Raw genomic sequence first — 20,270 nt, forward strand, 5'->3', positions numbered from 1 at the left:
CGTGATCGACGAACCCCATCAGCGGGTGATGTCCGAAGGTCTTCTTCCAGGTCGCGGCTGCGTCCTCCTTGTCGGAGTGGGCCAGTACCAGCACCACGTCCAGGTCCAGGTCCACGATCACCTGCCCGGAGGCGTCCGGCGACGAGGCTCCAGCCAACTTCTTTATTCGCTCGCGTACTTCGGCTCTCGCTGACGGGATCGCGTTCAGGGCCTTCGGGCCGGACGCGGCCAGGGTGTCGACGAGGGGGGAAACGGTCGGGTCGGAGGCCACCGGCTCGGCCCGCAGCATGCCGACGTCGGCCAGGCAGTCTCCGCCGAGGGCGACGGCCAGGGCCACATCCAGCAGAATCTTGCCTGGATCGTCCACCGCCCGAGCCTTCCGCCACGGCGCCAGCGCCGCGGATACCGCGGTGTCCAGCCCGGCCTTGCGGGCGGTCTCGACCAGCAGCACGCCCCCGGCCTGGGACACCACGGCCCGGCCACCGTCCTCGATGCGGACACGCGGGTACAACCCGATACGCTTCTTCACCTGAGAAGTGCTTCTTTCCACGGCACGATCTGGACCCTCGACAAGTCCTATCGTTGCAGGTCAGTAGCACTTCTCGCGTTTTCGATCCCGCTTTGGACAGCCCACCTCATGAAACCCCGAGGCTAGACGTATTGCCCTGAGAGGTTGGGGACGCGGCTGGCGGGTGGTTGGCCCTTCAGTGCGGTGTGTCCGCGGTGGTGATTGTAGGTGTGCAGCCATCCGGGGAATGCCTCGCGGCGCTCGGCCTCTGAGCGGTACGGGCGGGCGTAGGCCCACTCGTCCAGGAGCGTGCGGTTGAGGCGTTCGACCTTGCCGTTCGTCTGCGGTCGGTAGGGCCTGGTGCGTTTGTGCGTGATGCCGGCTGCTGTGAGCGCATCGCGCCAGGTGTGCGACTTGTAGCAGGCGCCGTTGTCTGTCAGGACCCGCTCGACGGTGATGCCGCAGTTGGTGAAGAACGTGTGGGCGCGGGCCCAGAAGGCGGTGGCGGTCTCCTTCTTCTCGTCGGTGAGGATCTCGCTGTAGGCCAGGCGGGAGTGGTCGTCGACGGCGGTGTAGCTGTAGCCGGCGTTGGAGCGGGTCTTGCGGCCGGCCTTGCGGCCCAGGACCTTGTGTCCGCCGCCGTCGGGGATGTTGCCGAGCTTCTTGATGTCCACGCGCACCAGTTCGCCTGGCCGGGGGCGTTCGTAGCGGCGTATCGCCCGGCCGGTGGCCCGGTCCACATGGGTCAGGCATGCCAGGCCGAAGCGGGTGAGTACGCGGTGGACCGTCGAGGGAACGAGTCGTAGCAGGCCCGCGATGCGGGCCGGTCCCCATCGGCGCGGCAGTGGACCTTGACGATCCTGCGTTTGGTCTGGTGCGGGGGCGGGAGGAGAGGTCGGCCATCCCGGCCTCGCCGTGCGCGCGGTAGCGGCCGGCCCACCGCTGGGCTGTGGTGGGTGAGACCTGGAAGCGCTCGGCGGCTCGGCGCAAGGGCCAGCCGTCCTCGACCACGCAGCGGGCCAGCCGCAGACGGCCGGTCTCGGTCAGGGGTGCATTACGGTGGGGCACGAGGGCCTTTCTGTTGGTGTAGATGTCGCAATCCACACGGAACCGAAGGCCCTCGCCTGTTTAAGATCCCTCAGCTGAGACCTGGCTCACCCGTCCACAACCTCCCGAGACAGAACACCTAGACGCCGACCTGGGCCTTCGTCGGAGGGGCGATGGTGGGGCACCAGAAGCGTGCTTCGAGTTTGGAAACGTGGATCCCCCACTGGTGCGCCTTCTCTTGCGAGGGGCGTGGCGTGCGGTCTGTCTCTGCGAGCCTGCACCTGAGCATCCGTCGACGGTCGCTCACTGGCAGGTGGTCGTGCCGCTGCATCCGCGGCGAATGGACCAGTCGCTGTAGTTCTTGCGCCGTGTTTGTCTTGGGCACGGCGCTGTACGCACATGGGGGGTGCGCCTGGCGGTACGTGCCGCATGACCTGGTGTTGCCTGCGGTCGCCGAAGGAATGGGAGTTCTCGCTTTTGTCACGTTCGACCGGTCCGACCTCTGGGTCAACTTCTGCCCGACGAAAGTCAGTCTGTACGGGGTGGGCGCCGCGGTGGCCTTCAGCGACGCCGGGCCTGCCCTGAAGGCCGCGCGCCCTCATGCGACGGCACATTCCAGCCTCGGGCGACGGGCTGCTCTCTGGATCAACCAGGGGTACCGGGCGCTCCGCATTGCCGAGAATTGCGTGGCGCAGGACGTTCGCCGCCCGGTCGGCAGGCCATGAAGCCCCTTCTCTATGTCGTCTTGTGCGGGTCGGGCATTGCCGGTGATGTCGGCCAGCTGATCGGTGCGGCCCTGGAAGCCGGTTGGGGCCTGGGCGTCGTCGCGACCCCGCAGGGCCCGAATTTCATCGGCGCCGAGGCCATCGAGGCACTGACTGGCTACCCGATCCGTTCCGCATAACGCTCCCCCAGCCCCTCCCGGCCCCGGACGTTCAACACGATCAACAAGTGGGCGACAGGCATCTCCGACATCTTGGCCCTGGGCATCCTCTGCGAGTCCTACTGCCTCGGCACCCCGCCACCGCCCTGCCCTACGTGAACTCTGCCCAGACCCGCCCACCCCGCCTACGCCGAGAGCCTGCGGAAACTGCGCCCGGTGGGCAGTTTGATCGGCTCCTACGAACCCCACCGGCCCGAAGGCGGGCGGCGAGACAGACCGATTTCACTGGGAGGAAGCACTCGACCTGCTTACCGCCAGAGTGGCAGCGAAGGCGTGATTCGCGTCGTTGACAACAAAGAAGCCCTGAGCCGTTGGCTCGGGGCTTTCATGTGGAGCGGGTGACGAGAATCGAACTTGCGCGCTGAGCTTGGGAATCAGCGGTGCTTGGGCTGCCAGAGGAGCCTTGAACTGGGGTTTTGCAGCGGTGGTGGATGGGCCTCTGTCTCTGAGAGCCGTATCTGACCGCTGTTGTCGGCTCTGCTGGGCATCGAGGATCCCCGAGAAAAAGTATGACACGTACAAACCTATGATGAACACGCTAAAAGATATGCTAGATCGTCGTGCGGTGAATGAAGAAACTTTCCGTGCTGAAATCTCCGAATTTGCCACCTGGGTCGCTATTTTCGGTTCCGATGAAGCGGTTAGGTCCTTTCATAATTTCATGCAGGGGAGCTTTAACCCCCAACGCCTCCCGTTGTGTTCATGAGGCTCTATGCTGATTTTGCCCTGGCAACTCGCCGCGATATGGGATACCCAGATACGAGTAGCACTCGAAAGGAGATCTTGGGTTCTCGAATTACCGACGTCTACTCGCATTCAATGTTTTCGAATATGGATAAGCCTTTCGAGGGCCTGTATCGCGAGGCGGGATGGCAACCGCCTTGGTTGTAGGTGATTCTCACATTATGTCCTACCGTCTACGCTGGCTCCTATTCCGTTTGCCTTCAGCCCGCACTCTGTGGATCGGGCGTGGGCAGGGAACCAAGGTGGAGCGCGCCGTTGTACGAGCGACCTTGGCGCCCCTGGCCGGGAATGCTCTGCCCTGCTTGGAACGAGGTGCCCGGGATGGGAACCGCTCCCCACGGTTCGGCCGACACCCACGAGCGGTGTCCCTCCTATCCAAGATGGACGAGTGCTCCCGCAGAGGCTGTTTGAAGCCGTGAGCTTGCGCTTTCCTCTGCGGAGAGCTGGAGCCGGATGCCCTGGTGCTGTGGGGAAGGGTTTTCCGCCCTGGCAGCAGATGGCTGCCGATACTCGCACCTGAGCGTGGCCGTCGGCCGCGCCTGGTGGGCGGCCGACGGTGTGTTTGGAGGCTGTCATGCCGCCGCAGCGGCCTCGCGGCCCCTTCGCGTCCGGCGGTGGAGGATCTCGTCGAAGGTGGCGCGGGCGCCTGTGGGGTCGATGTAGTGCATCGCCAGGAGGGCCGCGATGACGGCGCCGACCAGGTCGTTCTGGACCTCGGCCCAGGTGTGGTCGTCGTCGCAGGTGGTGAGGCCCTTCAGACCGTGTAGGGCGTGCATGGCCTCGCCGGCTTCCTCAGCAACCTTGCCGACCTGGAGGGCTTTGAGTTCCTCGTCGGGGAGATGGGCGCCTGCCGCACGGCAGACGGCGGAGAGCTTGTCGATGTTGTCCCACAGGGTGTCCACGTCGGACCTCCGATCGATGGGTTCGGTTATTCCTGTGCGGGGCGTCCGAGCTGGCGTACGGTCCATCCGGCCATGCGCCAAGCGTCGGCGTCGATGAGGTTGCGGAGGTCGACGAGGACCGGGGCCGCGACCAGTGGGGCGAGGGCCTTGGGATCGGCCTCGTGGAAGTGGGGCCATTCCGTGGCCAGGACGATCAGTTCGGCGCCCTGGGCGGAGGCGTCGAGGGTGTCGGCGTAGTCGAGTTCGGGGTTGCGGCGCAGCGCACTGGGTACGGCGTGCGGGTCGTGGACGGTGACCGTCGCGCCGCGCTGGTGCATCAGCGCGGCGATCGCCAGAGCCGGGGATTCGCGTACGTCGTTGGTGCCGGCCTTGAAGGACGCGCCCCAGACGGTCACGCATACGCCGTCCACCGGGCGGCCAAGGGTCTGCTCGATGAGCTTCAGCGCGGCGGTGGGGCGTGATTCGTTGACCTCCTCCGCCGCGCGCAGCATGGTCGCAGCCTCCGTGGCGCCCAAGGTACGGGCGGAAGCGGTGAAGGCGCGGACGTCCTTGGGGAGGCAGCCGCCGCCGTACCCGGGGCCGGCGTTCAGGCCGCCGCGGCCGATGCGCGGGTCCACGCCGATGGCCTCGGTCAGCTGCTGGACGTCGGCCCCCGCCGCAGCGCACATGTCGGCGACGCCGTTGATGAACGAGATCTTCATACCGAGGTACGCGTTCGCCGCGCCCTTGATCAGCTCGGCCGTGGCCGGATCGGTGACGAACAGCGGGATGCCGTCGGCCAGGAGCGGCGCGTACACCTGGCGTACGACGTCCTCCGCGCGGGTCGAGGGGACGCCGACCACGATCCGGTCGGGTCGCAGGGTGTCATCGATGGCGTGACCCTCGCGCAGGAACTCCGGGTTCCAGACGACCTCCACGTCCTCACCAGCTGGAGAGAGGCGCGAGAGAAGTGCGCCGAGATCGCGGGAGGTGCCGACGGTGACCGTGGACTTGCCGATGATCACCGTCGGGCGGGTCAGGTGCGGGGCCAGTGCGCGGGCGGCGCCGAAGACCTGGCCGGTGTCGTAGCTCCGCCCGTCCGCGTCGATCGGCGTGCCCACCGCGAGGAAGTGGACGTCCGCGAATTCACCCGCCTCGGCGAGGCTGGTGGTGAACCGCAGCTGCCCGGACGCGGTGTGCGTAGCCAGGAGTTCCGGCAGGCCCTCCTCGTAGATGGGGCACTCGCCGGCGTTGAGGCGGTCGATCTTCGCCTGGTCCAGGTCCACGCCGATGACCTCGTGGCCGATCTCGGCCATGGCAGCGGCGTGGGGGATGCCCAGGTGACCGCAGCCGATGACGGATACGCGCATGGTCGACGCTCCTTTCCCTGTACTCGCCCGCCCGGTGAGTCCGGGCCGGCCGGGTGCGCCACGCTCGCGCCCGCACCCGGCGCGACCCTCTTCGTGCAGGTGGGTCAACCTCGCTGCTGCTTCAGGACGTTGACGAGAGCGGGCAGCGCTTCGGCGGCGGTGGCCCGGCACACCAGGTCCCCGTCCTGGGGCCCTTCCAGCGGGTACGGCATGAACTCGCCGTCGTGCCAGAAGCCCTCCGGGTCGAGGTAGACAACCTGCATGCCCCGCTCGCGGGCGCGAGCCTGCACCTTGCGTCGGTCGGCATGCAGACCGATGACGAGGAGGGCCTTGGCGCCGTCGCCCCATTCGACATCGGGCACGGCCTGGTCGTACCGACGCATGAAGCACTCGTCGAGCCCGGCGCGGGCGGCCAGGACATCGAAGTTGTTGGTGATGACCGGCCCGACGAGGTGGCCGGCGTCCTTCAGCTCCTTGAGCGCCCGCATCGCTGGGGTGGGCTCGGCGAGGAAGCAGGCGCGGAACATCTCGACGAACTCCGCCGCCTTCTCCTCAGGCTCGGTCAGTACCTCGTGGAGGAGCGTGTCAGCCGTCGGCGAGAGTGTGAAGCGGTGTTCCCGCGGTTCGTGCCCCTGGCGGTCGGTGACCCGGTAGATCTCGTGGAGCCGGTGCAGGGGCGGGATGCCCGCCTCCACCGACGTACCGCAGCCGATCTCCACCTGGAACGGTCGCAGGTCCGCCAGCACGGACAGATCCGTGATGCGCGTCGGCGTGCCTGGGCGGTCTTTGCGCCGGATGCCGGTGGACAGCACGTTCCACGGAAGTTGCCGGACCGAGGGCGGAGGGGCATAGGCCACTGAGGCGATCTGCACATCCAGACTCTGGTAGCCAGGGGGCAGCGCGCGGCCGACAGCCGCGTCCTGGGGATGGACGTCGTGCTCGGTGATGCGGCACTTCAGGTCCCGGCGGGTCCATAAGAAGCCGCCAGGTGCTTCTCTCCAACCGCCGGCGGCGAGCGAGTCCAGGAGCGCGTCATGGTGCGCGTCGATCTCGTCGGCCGGGGCGGACGTGGAGTGGTAGAGGTACAGGTCGGTCAAGCCGATGGCCGGTGCCGCTGTGGTGGGCACCAGGCCGTACCGGTAACGGTAGTGAATGATCCGCCGCCGGGCGTCGTCGGAGGTTGCCCAGCCGGACTGGCCGGCGGTGTCCTTCTCCTGGGTGCGGCGCCAGATGCCCTCTTCGATGTAGCGGGGGCGGTCGGCGTCACCGAAGTAGGTGTTCCAGACTCGCTGCTGCTCGGGGACGAGCTGGTCGATGACGATGTACGGGATGTCCACGATTCCTCCCTGAAGAATCACGCGTGGATGTTCCAGATGGCTGACAGGGTGCGGCTGCGCGGCAGACGGATCGCGCTGGATCCGGAGCGGCCTCAGCGGTCCGAGGACGGACTCGCGTCCGCTGCGATGGCAGAGGGTCGGTGGCCGACGCCGTTGAGAAGCGGAGTGGCCTGCTCGTGCATTGCCCAGGCCGGACCGACCAGGCCAACGACGGCCAGGAACAAGAGCGCGAGCCGGTCTCCGCCGTCGGGCCTAGGGGTGATGGATGCGGCGCTTCGGGCGCGGCGGTGTCGAGCCCCGGTCACGGGATGCCGCCGAGACTGCGTTCGTGCGCATCCAGGAGGCGGCTGGTCTGCGCGTACAGCCGCTCCAGCTCCGCCGTGGTGAGGATGAGTGCGCCGTCAAGGGTCGAGCCGTCGTCGAAGTGGAACTCGACGGGGACCGAGCCTTGCCGGGCCCTCCGGTCGTAGACCGCGTCCCGGCCGGCCAGCGTCGCGTGCGTGGCCTTCGCCGGCACGGGCCTGAGCGTCGTCCTGTCGGCGGGCGCGGACCACTGGGTTCCGCCTCCGGGCGGGCGCAAGTGGTAGGTCGTGGCGGAGCCCTCACCGGGGAGGGCGACCACGACACCGACACGACCTTCACGGGCGCTGTCGGTGGCGAGGTCGCCGAGCCGTGGAACGAAGGGGGATGCCGTACCTAACTCGGCTCCCTGCGAAGGGAGATGAGGAGAGGGTTGTCGCGTCATGCTCTGAAGTTAGGGACACGACGACCCTCGAATATGAGCCGGAGGAATACGACCCCTATCCGTCCAGGTGGAAATGGTCGGACATGCGCCGCAACTTCTCCCGCGTCACTGCTCGTTCCGCGTAGACGATGCTGCGTAGCGTCGAACGGGCGATGGGATGATTCCGCACGAGCTGGGGCGCGATCCGCTCGGCTGCCTCCAGCTCGGCCAGGGCCTTTATCCGGTTCCCGTCCCACAGCCAGGCACGCGCGACATCCATGTGGTGATGCACCTGACGGGAGTTGGGCAACGACCCGACCAGGTCTGGGCTGGTACGACGGTTTATCTCAAGGGCCTTGCCCTGCTTACCCATCTCCAGAGCCACGCTGATCGCGTGGATCTGCACGTTCCCGGCGGAGAACGTCAGCGAGTGCCGGTCGTACACCGGCGCTCCGACGTACGCGTCCATGCGTTCGGCAGCAGCTTTCGCGTGACCGATCCGGTCCTCGGCCTCCGAGGCGCGGCCGGCTCGGGCAGCGGAGACCGCAGCTCGCAGTTGCAGCGTGCCCCAGGCTCGTACGGCCAGCGGTTCGCCACGGTCGTACTCCTGCTCCACCGAGGCGATCGCCTTGTCCGAGAGCGTCAGGGCGTCGGTCCAGTCCGCCGTCGCCCACATGTCCCAGACCCGCATCCAGTCGGCGACGGCGGGCAACACGGGGTCCCCCGACAGCCTGGCCGACCACGCGGCCCGCTCGCACGCCATGGCGACCAGTTCGGGATGCCCGAGGGCGTGGGCGGCGGTGTGCGCGAACTTGCAGCACACGGCGTAGATGGCATACGCCTCCTCCCGCTCGTGCCCCTCCGACTCCTCTGCCAGGGCGCGCGCCTCGCGGAACAGGTCTGGGAGAACCCGGAGAATCGCCACGTTGGAAGCGGTGTCCCGCAGGCGGTGCAGCCGCGTCACCTCACGCCACAGCTGTGATGCGGGCCGCGGAGCCCCGTCGAAGACGGGGACGAGGTCATAGCGGCGCAGCTCGCGCAGGATCGACGAGGCGGCAACCTGCCACTGGTTGTCGTCGGGGGAGCTGCTGTACGGGCGCCCGATCAGGTCGTTCGGATGGACGTGCAACTCTGCGGCCAATTGGTTGAGCAGCCCGACCCGGTCCAGCTCGATCAGGCCACGTTCCATTTTCGACACCCAGCCCTGCGACTTTCCCAGGGCCGTCGCCAGATCGGCCTGCGGCATCCCCAGCCGCAGCCTCGCCCTGCGAACGCGCTTGCCGATCTCCTCGGCTTCCTCCAGCATCAGGACACCTCCCGGCCGCCGGACGATCCGGCGCGATCGCCGGTCCGTCCGTACAGAGTTCGTCTCCAGCACGGTACCCATGACGCGGCTTGTGCGTGAGACGAGCTGCCGGGATCAGCAATGCCACAGCCGTGTTCCCGGTCTCGCCATGAAGGGCCAACACGCGGCAGGAAACCTTTGCCCTGTCGGCGACCGGCGTGCCCGAGCCAGGTGCCGAGTCCTCCGCCGTTGCTGCTCCCCGGCAGCAGACCATGTTGATGAGGAACACACCACGCCGCGTTTTGCCGAAGGCAGCCATTGACCGTCTTGCCCCCGGCTTCATGCCGCGCAGCGGTCACCGCCGAGGAGATCCGTCCCGGCTCCGCAGCCATCGACGGTGCCGTCTTCGGACAGCCGCCAGGTGAGGGGCGCACGGCATAGCTCTATCTCGCAGGGGCCGACGCCGCCGTCGACCCGGTGGTGCCGCTGTTCACGAGCTCTTCGCTGATCCTCTCCGATCCGGCATACCTGCCGAGCGTGGCGCTGGGCGTCCGAGAGGGAAGCGGGCGCCGATACGCCCGCAGCCGACCCCCGCGAGTCACGTCCTCGCGGGGGCCGGCTGTTTTCATCCGCCTGCAGGTGAAGGTTGAGAAGACGATCACGAGCAGGACGTCATGAGCGGGACATCCGAAGCGCCGCGCCGTCAGGAACACCGCGCCATCAGCAACACCGCCCCGTCAGGGCGCGAGCAGCAGTACGTCGGCGCGCTCCTTGGCCGCGGCGTAACGCTTCGCCACATCCTGCCAGTTGACGACCTTCCACATCGCCTCGATGAAGTCCACCTTCTGGTTCTTGTACTGCAGGTAGAAGGCGTGCTCCCAGGCGTCGAAGACCAGGACCGGCACCGAACCCTGGCCGACGTTGCCCTGGTGGTCGTAGATCTGCTCGACGATGAGCCGACCGCTGACCGGCTCGTACGCGAGGACGCCCCAGCCGGAACCCTGGGTGGTCGCGGCGGCCTTGGTCAGCTGGGCCTTGAACTTGGCGAAGGAGCCGAAGGACTCGGCGATGGCCCCGGCGAGGTCACCGACGCCGTCCTTGTCGAGGGGCTCGCCGCCGCCGTCGCCGGTCATGTTGTGCCAGTAGATGCTGTGCAGGATGTGACCGGAGAGGTGGAACGCGAGGTTCTTCTCCAGCCCGTTCACCGCGCCCCACTGGTCCTTGTCACGCGCCTCCGCCAACTGCTCCAGCGTGTCGTTCGCGCCCTTCACATACGCCGCGTGGTGCTTGTCGTGGTGCAGCTCGATGATCTGGGGATTGATCACCGGCTCCAGCGCCGCGTAGTCGTACGGAAGTTCAGGAAGTGTGTAAGTCGCCATGTCGTCCGAGCCCTCCGACTGCTTATTGCAAGCTGTATGCAAGTGCAGGCTAGCAGCAGGTGCAGATAGGGCGCGGGAGGCCCCGCCGCACGGGCGAGTGCCGCATACGGTGTACAGCCGGAAGGGCGGGCGCCCTGTACGGCGCCCGCCCTTCCGGTACTCCTGTACTCCTGGTCGTATGGGCCCCGGCCGTCAGCCCCGGGCGGCGGCAGGTCGGCGTCGCGCGCTCAACTCCCGTACGCCTGCGGCCGCCAGCACCACGGCCGTGGCACCCAGTGACCACAGCAGCTGCGGGCGGGCCGTGGCGTCGGTCAGCATCAGGACGAAGACCACCGCAAGACCGGCCAGCGTGGCCCAGCTCAGCCACGGGAAGCCCCACATCCTCAGCTGCAGCAGCTCCGGGGTCTCCCGCTCGATCCTGCGGCGCAGCCTCAGCTGGGAGGCGGCGATCAGCGCCCAGACGAACAGCAGGACCGCGCCGACCGCGTTGAGCATGTAGAGGAAGACCGAGTCGGGCCACTCCAGATTGAGCAGGACCGACACGAAGCCGAAGGCGACCGAGGCGAGAACCGCCCGGCGCGGCACGCTGCCGGTGACCTTGAGCAGTCCGCGCGGTGCCTCGCCCCGCTCGGCCAGCGAGAAGATCATCCGGGACGAGCCGTAGAGATTGGCGTTCAGTGCGGAGAGCATCGCCACGAAGACGACGATGTTCATGATGGTCCCGGCGGACGGTACGCCGATCGAGTCGAGCACCGTCACATAGGGCGAGAGCCCTGCCCGCTGCGCACTCCAGGGCAGCACCGTCACGATGACCAGCATCGACCCGACGTAGAAGAAGAGGATCCGGAACACCGCACTGCGCACCGCCCGGCCCACCGCGCGCACCGGGTTCTCGGTCTCCGCCGCGGCGATCGTCACGACCTCCAGACCGCCGAAGGCGAAGACGACCGCGAGCACACCGGAAATCACTCCGTGCCAGCCGTGCGGGAGGAAGCCGCCCTGTCCGGTGAGATGGGTCAGCCCGACCGGGTCGGTGTCCGGGAGCACTCCGAAGACCGCGAGCAGTCCCAGCACCAGGAAGAGGACGATCGCGCCGATCTTCAGCGCCGCGAACCAGAACTCGAACTCACCGAAGTTCCGTACGGCCGCGAGGTTGGCGACGGTGAAGACCACCATGAAGACCAGCACCCAGGCCCACTGCGGTACGCCGGGCACCCAGCCGTTGGCGATCTGCGCCGCGGCCGTCGCCTCCACCGCGAGGACGACCACCAGCAGGAACCAGTACAGCCACCCCACCGTGAACCCGGCCCAGCGCCCCAGCGCCCGCTCCGCGTGCACCGAGAACGAACCGGAGGCGGGCAGTGCCGACGACATCTCGCCGAGCATCCGCATCACGAGCGTCGCGAGTACCCCCGCGATCAGATAGGAGACGACGATGCCGGGGCCCGCGACCGCGATGCCCGCGCCCGAGCCCACGAAGAGCCCGGCGCCGATCACCCCGCCCAGGCCGAGCATGGTCAGATGGCGCTGCTTCAGCCCGGCGGAGAGAGGCTCCGCCCGGAGGGGTTCGGACATGGTGCTGGACGCTCGCGATGCTCTGGACGACGGGGACGGACGTTTTGGTGAGATCCCACAGTGTCCCCAAGGGGTCACCCGTTCCGCAACGGAGATCTACCTGCCAGGACCTCCAGTGACGAGCATCACGCGCGAAGACGGTTGAACCGCACCCTTTGTATGAAACCAACCAAAGGCCCAACCTCCGCTTTGTGGGCCGCTGATGGTGTTCCCGGGCGGGCCGCCGCGCTAACGTCAGCCTGTCCCCACCTGCCCTCACCCGCGGAGTCCCGATGAGCACTGCTGCCGCCACCACCCGCCCCGGAGCGGTCCTCGCCGATCTGCTGCCGGCCACCCGTACGCGCGACATCGCGCTCGTGCTCGGCGGCGCCGCGCTCACCGGCATCGCGGCGCAGATCGCCGTGCCGGTCCCCGGCTCCCCGGTCCCGGTCACCGGCCAGACCTTCGCCGCGCTCCTGGTGGGCGCCTCGCTCGGCGCGCGCCGCGGTTTCCTCTCGCTCGCGGTGTACGCGCTGGTGGGCATGGCGGGCATGCCGTGGTTCGCGAACGGCGCGTCGGGCGCCGGCGGCGCAACCTTCGGCTACGTCCTGGGCATGCTGCTGGCATCGGCCACGGTCGGCGCCCTGGCCCGGCGCGGCGGCGACCGCTCCGTGCTGCGCACCGCCGGCACCATGGTCCTCGGCTCGGCCATCATCTACGCGGTCGGCGTCCCGTACCTGGCGCTGACCACCGGGATGTCCGCGTCCGCCGCCATCGCCGCCGGTCTCGTCCCGTTCCTCATCGGCGACGCGCTGAAGGCAGCCCTCGCGATGGGCGCGCTGCCGAGCGCCTGGAAGCTGGCGGGCCGCCGCGGCTGACCCGCGGGCGGCGCACAGAGATACAGACACATACCGACATACGGAGGGGCCGCACCCGGCGAACCGGGGGCGGCCCCTCCCGCATGGGGGCGGCGCTGTCGGATCAGCCGCCGGTCGCGGCCGGGTCCACCGGCGCGACGGCCTTCCGCCGGCGGTCCCGTACCACCGCGACCACCAGCACCACCACGGCTGCGAGCACCGAGAGCAGCATCTGCTTGCGCCCGTCGGTGTCGTACAGCATGTAGCCGACCACGAAGAGGATCAGGCCGATCGTCGCCCAGGTCAGATACGGGTACAGCCACATCCGTACGGTCAGCAGCTCCGGGTTCTCGCGCTCGATCCTGCGCCGCATCCGCAGCTGCGAGAAGCAGATCACCAGCCAGACGAAGAGGGCCACCGCGCCCGACGAGTTCAGCAGGAACTGGAAGACGGTGTCCTGCGCGATGTAGTTGAAGAACACCGCGACGAATCCGAACGCGACCGACGCCCAGATCGCAACGGCGGGCACGCCGCCCCGGTTGACCGTGGCGAACGCCTTCGGGGCGTCACCGCGCTGTCCGAGCGAGAAGGCCATCCTGGAGGCCGTGTACAGACCGGAGTTGAGACAGGAGAGCACCGCGGTCAGCACCACGATGTCCATGATCGTGCCGGCGCCCGGGATGTCCAGCGAGTCGAGCACGGCCACGTACGGGCTGGCCGTGACCGCTTTGGAGTCCCACGGCAGCAGCGTGACGATGACGAAGATCGAGCCGATGTAGAAGAGCGCGATCCGCCAGATCACACTGTTGACCGCCTTGCGGACGGCCACCACCGGGTTGGGCGACTCGGCGGCGGCCAGCGTCACGATCTCCGAACCCATGAAGGAGAAGACGACCAGCAGCATCCCGGAGAGGATCGCGCCGGGACCGTTCGGCAGGAAGCCCCCGTGCCCGGTCAGATTGCTCATCCCGGCCGGGTCGCCGCCCGGCGGCAGACCGAAGACGGCGAGCAGCCCGATCACGATGAAGGCAATGATCGAGACGACCTTGATCCCGGCGAACCAGAATTCGAATTCGCCGAACGACCCGACCGAGATCAGATTGGTGCCGGTCAGCACCAGCATCACCAGGAGCGCCCACGCCCACTGGGGTATCGCCGGCACCCACCCGGTGAGGATCGACGCGGCCGCTGTCGCCTCCACGGCGAGTACCACGGCCCAGAAGAACCAGTAGAGCCAGCCGATGGTGAAACCGGCCCACCGGCCGAGCGCCCGGTCGGCGTAGGTGGAGAAGGAACCGGAGACCGGGTCGGCCGCGGCCATCTCGCCCAGCATCCGCATCACCAGGACGACGAGCAGCCCGGTCAGCGCGTAGGAGAGCAGAATGCCGGGGCCCGCGGCGTTGATTCCGGCCCCCGAGCCGACGAAGAGTCCCGCACCGATCACGCCGCCAATGGCGATCATCGAGAGGTGGCGGTTCTTCAGACCGGCCTGAAGTCCGTCGGGGGAATCGCCGTCGGGCGATCTGTCGGCGACTCGCGAAGGAGGTGCAGCACTCATGCTCTCTGTCCTTAATTGTCGCGAACGGGGCCCGTCTTACGTGCCCCGACCAGGCGTCCCACCTACCCGTCGTGCCACACTCGAAGCATGCGCGTGTACCTCGGTTCCGATCATGCCGGATACGAACTCAAGAACCACCTCGTCGACTGGCTCACCGCCCACGGCCATGAGCCCGTGGACTGCGGCCCCCACATCTATGACGCCGTGGACGACTACCCGCCGTTCTGCCTCCGGGCCGCCGTGAAGACGGCGGGGGACCCCGACAGCCTCGGGATCGTCATCGGCGGTTCCGGCAACGGCGAGCAGATCGCGGCCAACAAGGTCAAGGGCGTACGGGCGGTGCTCGCCTGGAGCGAGCAGACCGCGGCGCTCGGCCGTGAGCACAACAACGCCAACGTCATCTCGGTCGGCGGCCGGATGCACACGCAGGAGGAGGCGGTGAAGTTCGTCGAGGTCTTCCTCGCCACCCCGTACTCCGGCGAGGAGCGCCACCAGCGCCGGATCGACATGCTCACCGCGTACGAGGCGACCGGCGAACTCCCGCCCGTCCCGGCCCACCACCCGCAGAAGGACTGACCGCCCCGGTGCCCGAGGGTCACACGATCCACCGACTGGCCGCCGACCACTTCGAGAGGTTCGGCGGCCGGCCTGTGCGTGCCTCCAGCCCGCAGGGCAGGTTCTCCGGCAGCGCGGCGCTCATCGACCGCCACATCCTGGAGACGGCCGAGGCGCACGGGAAGCATCTCTTCCTGGGCTTCGGTTCGGGCGGGTGGATCCATATCCACCTCGGCCTGTTCGGGAAGCTCGGCTTCGGCACCGCGCCCGCGGCGCCGCCCACCGACACCGTCCGGCTGCGCCTGGTCAACGACGAGGCCTACGCCGACCTGCGCGGCCCGACCACCTGCGCGCTGATCACGGACGGCGAGAAGCAGGCCATACACGACCGGCTCGGACCGGACCCGCTGAGGCCCGGCGACTCCCCGGACCGGGCCTGGTCGCGGATCTCCCGTTCCCGTACCTCCGTGGCAGCGCTGCTCATGGACCAGAAGGTGATCGCGGGCGTCGGCAACGTCTACCGCGCCGAGGTCCTCTTCCGGCACGGCATCGACCCCTACCGCACGGGGAGGGACCTGACCCGCGCCGAATGGGACGCGGTCTGGGCCGATCTGGTCCTCCTGATGCGCGAGGGCGTACGGAACAACCGCATCGACACCGTCCGCCCCGAGCACATGCCCGAGGCGACCGGCCGGGCGCCGAGGGTCGACGACCACGGCGGTGAGGTGTACGTCTACCGCCGGGCCGGGATGGACTGCCATCTCTGCGGCGCCGAGATCCGCACCGCGCCCCTGGCCGCCCGCAACCTCTTCTGGTGCCCGGACTGCCAGCGGCGTTAGCCGTCCCGGCGGGTCCGCGGCCGGAGGCGGCGCGGGCGGCACCCGTGTGGCCGGAGGCGGTCGCGACCGGCCCCCGTGGGGTCAGAAGCCGTGCGGCAGCCAGGGCGCGATGTCCGAACCGAAGGCGAGCGACGCCCCGGCCAGTGACCCCGGCCGCAGCTCCCGCACCAGACCGGCCCCCGCCAGCGCGGTGAGCGGCGTACCGCCCAGATAGGCGGCGCCCAACTCCCGTACGGACAGTTCGAGATCGGCCGGGTCGTCGGTCCGTACACAGGTGGCGCCCTTGGCGTCCCCGGTCAGCCGCCAATTCCCGCTGTTCCAGGGGCAGAAGTCGTCCTGGACGCCGAACACCACGTCCACCGGGGCCCGGTAGGTCCGGCCGCCGAGCGCCGCCCCCACATCCACCAGCCGCAGATGCAGCACATCGCGCACCTGGACCCGGCACCTGCGGATGTCCGACACCAGATACTGCCAGGAGTCGTCCAGGGGCCGGTTGCGGACATGCAGCGTCGACGTCAGATCGATACCGAACAGAAAACGCCACAGAGCGGCGCCCGCCGCCGGGTCCACCGCTTCGAGATGACGCAGCCGCACCGAGCCCCTGGGGCCCGCCGCATCCGATTCGGGCTTTGTGTGGAAACGCGCGTACCCCACCAACTCGCCGTCCCGCTCGGCGATCACACACTGGAGCGGCGAACCGCCCTCACGCTCGGACGGCGGGTCGAGCAGCGGCAGCCGCTCCCAGCCGGGCGCCCGCCGGGGCATCCCGGGGCGCGAACCGATGGAGCGTACGTACAGCTCCTCGCAGCGCGCGGCCGCCTCCAGGACCGGCACGTACCGCAGCCGTACGGCATCGGTCCCCGGCGGGACCGCGAGCGTCACCCGCGAGGTGTCGATCTCGGCCGTCAACTGCCGGGTGGCGACGCCGTATCCGAACCGGCCGTAGATCGCGGGCTCCGACACGGTCAGTACGGCCAGCGGCTCACCGAGCGCCCGTACGTGGTCCAACTGCCGCCGCATCATGGACGTCAGGATCCCGCGCCGCCGGTGCGTCGCAGCGACGCTGACCATGGTCACGCCCGCCGTCGGCAGATATCCGCCGCCCGGCACCGAGAGCGAGAAGCTGAACGCCCCCGCCGTGCCCACGCACTGGTCGCCCTCCCAGGCGGCGATCGACCGTTCGTATTCGGTGAGTTCGTCCCAGAGTGCCCGCTCCTCGGGCGATTCGTCCACTCCGCCGAAGGCCCGGATCAGCCCCTCGTACCAGGTGTCCATCTCCTCGCGGCGCAGCACTCGCAGCTCTGTGTCCATGCGCCATCCCTACCAGCGGGTCCCCCACCGGGCGAGCCAATTTCGAACGCGAGGTCACAGGGTCCCCCTGCGCGGGAGCCGCGCGGGTGGATAAGGTCCGAGCCATGGCCGGTCGCGTCGGAGAAGAAGCGTTCACGGCCCGGATGCGGAAGTCGGTGCACCGGGCCAGAACCGTGCTGCGCCGGTCCGGGGTCGACTACTTCCGCGGCGACGGTTCCGAAGGACTCGCCCTCGCCACCCTCCTGCTGACCGTCCCCGCACTGGCCTGGGCGACCATCCTCACCCCGGACTGGTGCTCACCCTCGACGCTGGTCCTGCCCATCGTGGCCGGCGGACTGCTGCTCCGGCCGGCGAGCCTGCTGGGCCTGTACGCCGCCGCGGCCGCGGCCCTCATCGTCGAGTCGGTCAAGCTCGGCCCGTACACCGACGGCACCGCGCCGGTCACCCCCGGCATGGTCCTCACGGTGGCCGCCTGCGGGCTCTTCGGCCTGCTCATCGCGCAGTTCCGCAGCCGGGTCGGGGTGCCCTGGCGGCGCGGCGGGACCATGCTCTTCGACCTGCGCGAACGGATCCGCGTCCAGAGCCAGCTGCCCCGGCTGCCGCAGGGCTGGCACCACGAGATGGCGCTGCGGCCGGCCGGCGGGCAGTCCTTCTCGGGAGACTTCGTGGTCGCCGCGCGCACCAGCGGCGGACGCGTCCTGGAGGTCGTCCTCACCGATGTCTCGGGCAAGGGGATGGATGCGGGCTCCCGCGCCCTGCTGCTCTCGGGAGCCTTCGGCGGGCTCCTCGGCTCGCTGCCGCCCCATGACTTCTTGCACGCGGCCAACGGCTATCTGCTGCGCCAGGACTGGGACGAGGGGTTCGCCACCTCGATCCATCTGGTCCTCGACCTGGACACCGGCGACTACGAACTCCTCTCGGCCGGCCACCTCCCCGCGCTCCAACTCCACGCGGGCAGCGGCCTCTGGGAGGAGAAGTCGGGCGAAGGCCCGCTGCTCGGCGTCTACGACGGTGCCCAGTTCGACGCGGCCAAGGGGTCGCTCGGACCCGGCGATGTCCTGATGCTCTTCACGGACGGCCTGGTCGAGGCGCCCGGCCGGGACATCAGCGAGGGGATCGACCGGCTGACGGGGGAGGCCGACCGCTATGTGGCCAGCACCTTCGAGGGCGCGGCCTGGCATCTCATCGAGGCGGTCGCCAAGGACGTGAACGACGACAGGGCGCTGCTGCTGATCTGCCGCGACAGCGATGCGGGGCCGGTGCTGTAGGGGGGGCGGGTCCGGGGCTGTGCCCCCCGTCGCAGAGCCGCGCCCCGCCCGGTTCTCCGCCGGACGGGGCGCCACTTCTCGTACTGCTGGTTCAGCTCGGGGACCGGGTCTGCCGGGCCGACGCTAGGCCGGAACCTTCTCGCGCTCGCGCTCCCGCTCCCGGGCGTTCTGCACCGGGTCGGAACGGAACGCCCACTTCATCTCCGGCTCCGTGGCGAAGCGCATCACGCGCCGCACCGGCGGGGTGCAGAACAGCGTCACGGCAGCCGCCATGAAGAGGGTCGCGAACACCTCGCCCAGCGGGCTCTTCAGCCAGCCGTAGTCGTCGATCAGGCCGGTGTACTCGATGGTCTTGATCAGCAGACCGTGCAGCAGATAACCGCAGAGCGTGCCGGCGCCGAGCCCGGTGAACCAGGTCCTGTTACGCGGTACCAGGGCCAGGAAGCAGGCGGTCAGCACCAGCCCGCACGCGGTCAGGCCGAGGGTCATCACGATGCCCTCCCACCAGTCGACGCCGAGCTGCTGGGCGCTGGTGCCCCGGTAGAACCAGTTGAGCGTCATCCTGGGCGCGGCCCAGTAGGCGAACACCACCGTGGCCAGCATGATCACCACGGCCACCGGCCGCGCACCGCGCCGCTGCACCCACTGGAAGTGCTCGGGCCTGAGCTTCAGACCGAGCACGAAGAACGGCAGGAACTGGAGCACACGCTGCAGATCGAGGTCGTCACCGATGTTGGGCGTGACCGATGCGAGAAGAGCGATGACGAGTGAGAGGGTCAGCGGATAGCGCAGATTGAGCCAGATCGGCGTGGTGAGCCGCCAGATGAAGAGGGCGATGAGGAACCACGTCAGGAAGTACGGGTCGAGCAGGCTGATCTCGTGACCGGGGTCGTTGTTCCCCCACTTCTCGTACAGCGAGTAAGTGGTCTCGAAGATCACGTAAGGAACGACGACACCCGTCACCAGCCGGCGCAGCCGGTCGGGACGCATGTCAAAACTGCGGGAGAAATATCCCGAGATAATGATGAAAGCGGGCATGTGGAACGTGTAGACGAACATGTAGAGCGCCCGGGTGGTGCGGCTGCCGTCCATGATCGGTTCCCACGCGTGGGCCATGGCCACGAGCACGATGGCCAGGAACTTCGCGTTGTCGAAGAGCGCGTTGCGCTGCTTCTTGGCGCCGGGGGCGGGCGCCTGTGTGTGCGCTGCGCCAGGTCTGGGCGGCGCCTGTGCGTCCGTGGAGGTTTCGGGTTCCGTCTCCCGCGCCAGGGGGAGTGGGGCCCGCTGATATTCGTGTGGAGCATGAACCATTCGAGGAACCCTAGCGTCGCGTGAGGGAATACGTAAAACCCTCTCGGATGTCTGTGGGATGTCTGTGATATTCGCAGTACGTGTACCCCCGGGGCTTACCTTTACTACCCTGATCTTATGTATGCATATGGGGTACTTGATCCCACTTAAATGGTGCATAACGACCGGCTTGTGGGGCTGTGCCGGGTCTGCTTCAAGCGTGATTCACCGTTATCGCAATCATCTGTGAACGGTATGTGTGGGCAGTGAAACGATCGATTCGGATTTCTCTCCGGGAGTGGCGGGCCGCACCGTCCGGAAATTGCCGTCGCACGCCCCGGCGGCGCCCGCGCGCCCGGCGTCGTGGCCCGGCGCGCGAGGGGTGCGGGATGGCGCGATCCGATCGGCGCCGTTTCGTCACCGGGCAACAACCACAGGGCTGTTGGTGGCACCATGGAGCCGCGGAAGAAGTGCTGGAGCGGCATCGTTCCCGGCCGGCAAGGCGGACCGACCAAGGGTTGTGATCAGTTGTGGCCATTTCACTGTCAGTGGTGCTGCTGTTGGCGATCGTCCTTGTGGTGTTGATCCGCGGTGGATCCATCAAGGCCGGTCCGGCGATCGTCGCCATGCTCTTCGGCTTCTTCCTGGCGTGGGCGGGGGTGGGGCCCGCGGTCAAAAGGGTGCGCCACACGATAGACCACAACCACAAACCGATAAACTGAGATCGCGGCCGCGGCGGGCCCCCCCCCCCACCCCCCGCGGCGGGTGGATGCGCCCCGGGGCCACCCTGATTGCCTACGGGGCGTCGGCCGGGGCGGGC

The 20,270-nt window shown here is 68.5% G+C and carries 17 protein-coding genes and 2 pseudogenes; 7 read left to right on the forward strand and 12 right to left on the reverse strand.

The window, feature by feature from the left end:
• Positions 1-529: transposase (locus ACFXBC_RS31020; protein ID WP_385031960.1), on the reverse strand; the 529-nt coding region annotated here is incomplete at its 3' end.
• Positions 530-651: 122 nt separating this feature from the next.
• Positions 652-1,576 (reverse strand): annotated as a pseudogene (locus ACFXBC_RS31025) (IS481 family transposase).
• 401 nt (positions 1,577-1,977) lie between these two features.
• Between ACFXBC_RS31025 and ACFXBC_RS31030 the strand changes: the two are divergent.
• Together ACFXBC_RS31030 and ACFXBC_RS31035 are read left to right on the forward strand one after the other, a co-directional pair.
• Positions 1,978-2,280 (forward strand): hypothetical protein, encoded by a 303-nt coding sequence (locus tag ACFXBC_RS31030; RefSeq protein WP_385031962.1) that lies wholly within the window; start codon positions 1,978-1,980, stop codon positions 2,278-2,280.
• A pseudogene (locus ACFXBC_RS31035) lies at positions 2,277-2,775 on the forward strand (flavoprotein). Before ACFXBC_RS31030 ends, ACFXBC_RS31035 begins: the two are co-directional and overlap by 4 nt.
• A 1,039-nt stretch (positions 2,776-3,814) precedes the next feature.
• Here the strand turns inward: ACFXBC_RS31035 and ACFXBC_RS31040 are convergent.
• From ACFXBC_RS31040 to ACFXBC_RS31070, 7 genes are all read right to left on the reverse strand, one after another.
• Positions 3,815-4,144: a MazG-like family protein gene (locus ACFXBC_RS31040; RefSeq protein ID WP_385031965.1), complete on the reverse strand. Its 330-nt coding sequence runs from the start codon at positions 4,142-4,144 to the stop codon at positions 3,815-3,817.
• A gap of 26 nt (positions 4,145-4,170) precedes the next feature.
• Positions 4,171-5,493, reverse strand: a complete 1,323-nt coding sequence (locus tag ACFXBC_RS31045; protein ID WP_385031968.1) for a UDP-glucose dehydrogenase family protein — start codon at positions 5,491-5,493, stop codon at positions 4,171-4,173.
• A 104-nt stretch (positions 5,494-5,597) separates the two neighbouring features.
• Entirely contained in the window at positions 5,598-6,830 is a 1,233-nt protein-coding gene (locus ACFXBC_RS31050) for a hypothetical protein (protein ID WP_385032003.1), read from the reverse strand.
• 301 nt (positions 6,831-7,131) lie between these two features.
• The gene (locus ACFXBC_RS31055) at positions 7,132-7,347 is read right to left on the reverse strand and encodes a hypothetical protein (RefSeq protein ID WP_385031971.1); all 216 of its coding nucleotides are present in this window, start codon (positions 7,345-7,347) and stop codon (positions 7,132-7,134) included.
• A gap of 283 nt (positions 7,348-7,630) precedes the next feature.
• Positions 7,631-8,860 carry a helix-turn-helix domain-containing protein gene (locus ACFXBC_RS31060; RefSeq protein ID WP_385032006.1) on the reverse strand — a complete coding sequence of 410 codons (1,230 nt, stop codon included), beginning with the start codon at positions 8,858-8,860 and terminating at the stop codon, positions 7,631-7,633.
• A gap of 716 nt (positions 8,861-9,576) precedes the next feature.
• Positions 9,577-10,218: a superoxide dismutase gene (locus ACFXBC_RS31065; RefSeq protein WP_356825844.1), complete on the reverse strand. Its 642-nt coding sequence runs from the start codon at positions 10,216-10,218 to the stop codon at positions 9,577-9,579.
• Positions 10,219-10,410: 192 nt separating this feature from the next.
• Entirely contained in the window at positions 10,411-11,793 is a 1,383-nt protein-coding gene (locus ACFXBC_RS31070) for an amino acid permease (RefSeq protein ID WP_385031974.1), read from the reverse strand.
• Positions 11,794-12,065: 272 nt separating this feature from the next.
• Between ACFXBC_RS31070 and ACFXBC_RS31075 the strand changes: the two genes are divergently transcribed.
• Positions 12,066-12,650 carry a biotin transporter BioY gene (locus ACFXBC_RS31075; protein WP_385031977.1) on the forward strand — a complete coding sequence of 195 codons (585 nt, stop codon included), beginning with the start codon at positions 12,066-12,068 and terminating at the stop codon, positions 12,648-12,650.
• A 103-nt stretch (positions 12,651-12,753) separates the two neighbouring features.
• Here the strand turns inward: ACFXBC_RS31075 and ACFXBC_RS31080 are convergent, their stop codons facing one another.
• Positions 12,754-14,187 carry an amino acid permease gene (locus tag ACFXBC_RS31080; protein ID WP_385031980.1) on the reverse strand — a complete coding sequence of 478 codons (1,434 nt, stop codon included), beginning with the start codon at positions 14,185-14,187 and terminating at the stop codon, positions 12,754-12,756.
• Between the two features lie 87 nt (positions 14,188-14,274).
• On the opposite strand from ACFXBC_RS31080, the gene ACFXBC_RS31085 reads away from it, so the two are divergent.
• Complete coding sequence (locus tag ACFXBC_RS31085; protein ID WP_385031982.1) at positions 14,275-14,763, forward strand: ribose-5-phosphate isomerase; 489 nt, start codon at positions 14,275-14,277, stop codon at positions 14,761-14,763.
• An 8-nt stretch (positions 14,764-14,771) separates the two neighbouring features.
• Complete coding sequence (locus ACFXBC_RS31090) at positions 14,772-15,581, forward strand: Fpg/Nei family DNA glycosylase (RefSeq protein ID WP_385031985.1); 810 nt, start codon at positions 14,772-14,774, stop codon at positions 15,579-15,581.
• Positions 15,582-15,662: 81 nt separating this feature from the next.
• On the opposite strand, the gene ACFXBC_RS31095 is transcribed toward ACFXBC_RS31090, so the two are convergent.
• Entirely contained in the window at positions 15,663-16,892 is a 1,230-nt protein-coding gene (locus ACFXBC_RS31095; protein WP_385031988.1) for a GNAT family N-acetyltransferase, read from the reverse strand.
• Between the two features lie 104 nt (positions 16,893-16,996).
• On the opposite strand from ACFXBC_RS31095, the gene ACFXBC_RS31100 reads away from it, so the two are divergent.
• Positions 16,997-18,160 (forward strand): PP2C family protein-serine/threonine phosphatase, encoded by a 1,164-nt coding sequence (locus ACFXBC_RS31100; RefSeq protein WP_385031991.1) that lies wholly within the window; start codon positions 16,997-16,999, stop codon positions 18,158-18,160.
• A gap of 123 nt (positions 18,161-18,283) precedes the next feature.
• Here ACFXBC_RS31100 and ACFXBC_RS31105 read toward each other — a convergent pair whose 3' ends face one another.
• Positions 18,284-19,471, reverse strand: coding sequence for an acyltransferase family protein (locus ACFXBC_RS31105; protein WP_385031994.1), 1,188 nt, complete (start codon positions 19,469-19,471; stop codon positions 18,284-18,286).
• Positions 19,472-19,980: 509 nt separating this feature from the next.
• Here ACFXBC_RS31105 and ACFXBC_RS31110 point away from each other — a divergent pair.
• Positions 19,981-20,172 carry a hypothetical protein gene (locus tag ACFXBC_RS31110; RefSeq protein ID WP_385031997.1) on the forward strand — a complete coding sequence of 64 codons (192 nt, stop codon included), beginning with the start codon at positions 19,981-19,983 and terminating at the stop codon, positions 20,170-20,172.
• Positions 20,173-20,270 lie beyond the last annotated feature (98 nt).

This window comes from Streptomyces sp. NPDC059398, from assembly GCF_042751845.1.
Taxonomy (GTDB): Bacteria; Actinomycetota; Actinomycetes; order Streptomycetales; family Streptomycetaceae; genus Streptomyces.

Excerpts from the sequence above, each read along its gene's own strand:
- ACFXBC_RS31045 (WP_385031968.1), bottom strand. The coding sequence starts at position 5,493 with ATGCGCGTATCCGTCATCGGCTGCGGTCACCTGGGCATCCCCCACGCC.
- ACFXBC_RS31060 (WP_385032006.1), bottom strand. The coding sequence starts at position 8,860 with ATGCTGGAGGAAGCCGAGGAGATCGGCAAGCGCGTTCGCAGGGCGAGG.
- ACFXBC_RS31065 (WP_356825844.1), bottom strand. The coding sequence starts at position 10,218 with ATGGCGACTTACACACTTCCTGAACTTCCGTACGACTACGCGGCGCTG.
- ACFXBC_RS31070 (WP_385031974.1), bottom strand. The coding sequence starts at position 11,793 with ATGTCCGAACCCCTCCGGGCGGAGCCTCTCTCCGCCGGGCTGAAGCAG.
- ACFXBC_RS31075 (WP_385031977.1), top strand. The coding sequence starts at position 12,066 with ATGAGCACTGCTGCCGCCACCACCCGCCCCGGAGCGGTCCTCGCCGAT.
- ACFXBC_RS31080 (WP_385031980.1), bottom strand. The coding sequence starts at position 14,187 with ATGAGTGCTGCACCTCCTTCGCGAGTCGCCGACAGATCGCCCGACGGC.
- ACFXBC_RS31085 (WP_385031982.1), top strand. The coding sequence starts at position 14,275 with ATGCGCGTGTACCTCGGTTCCGATCATGCCGGATACGAACTCAAGAAC.
- ACFXBC_RS31095 (WP_385031988.1), bottom strand. The coding sequence starts at position 16,892 with ATGGACACAGAGCTGCGAGTGCTGCGCCGCGAGGAGATGGACACCTGG.
- ACFXBC_RS31100 (WP_385031991.1), top strand. The coding sequence starts at position 16,997 with ATGGCCGGTCGCGTCGGAGAAGAAGCGTTCACGGCCCGGATGCGGAAG.
- ACFXBC_RS31105 (WP_385031994.1), bottom strand. The coding sequence starts at position 19,471 with ATGGTTCATGCTCCACACGAATATCAGCGGGCCCCACTCCCCCTGGCG.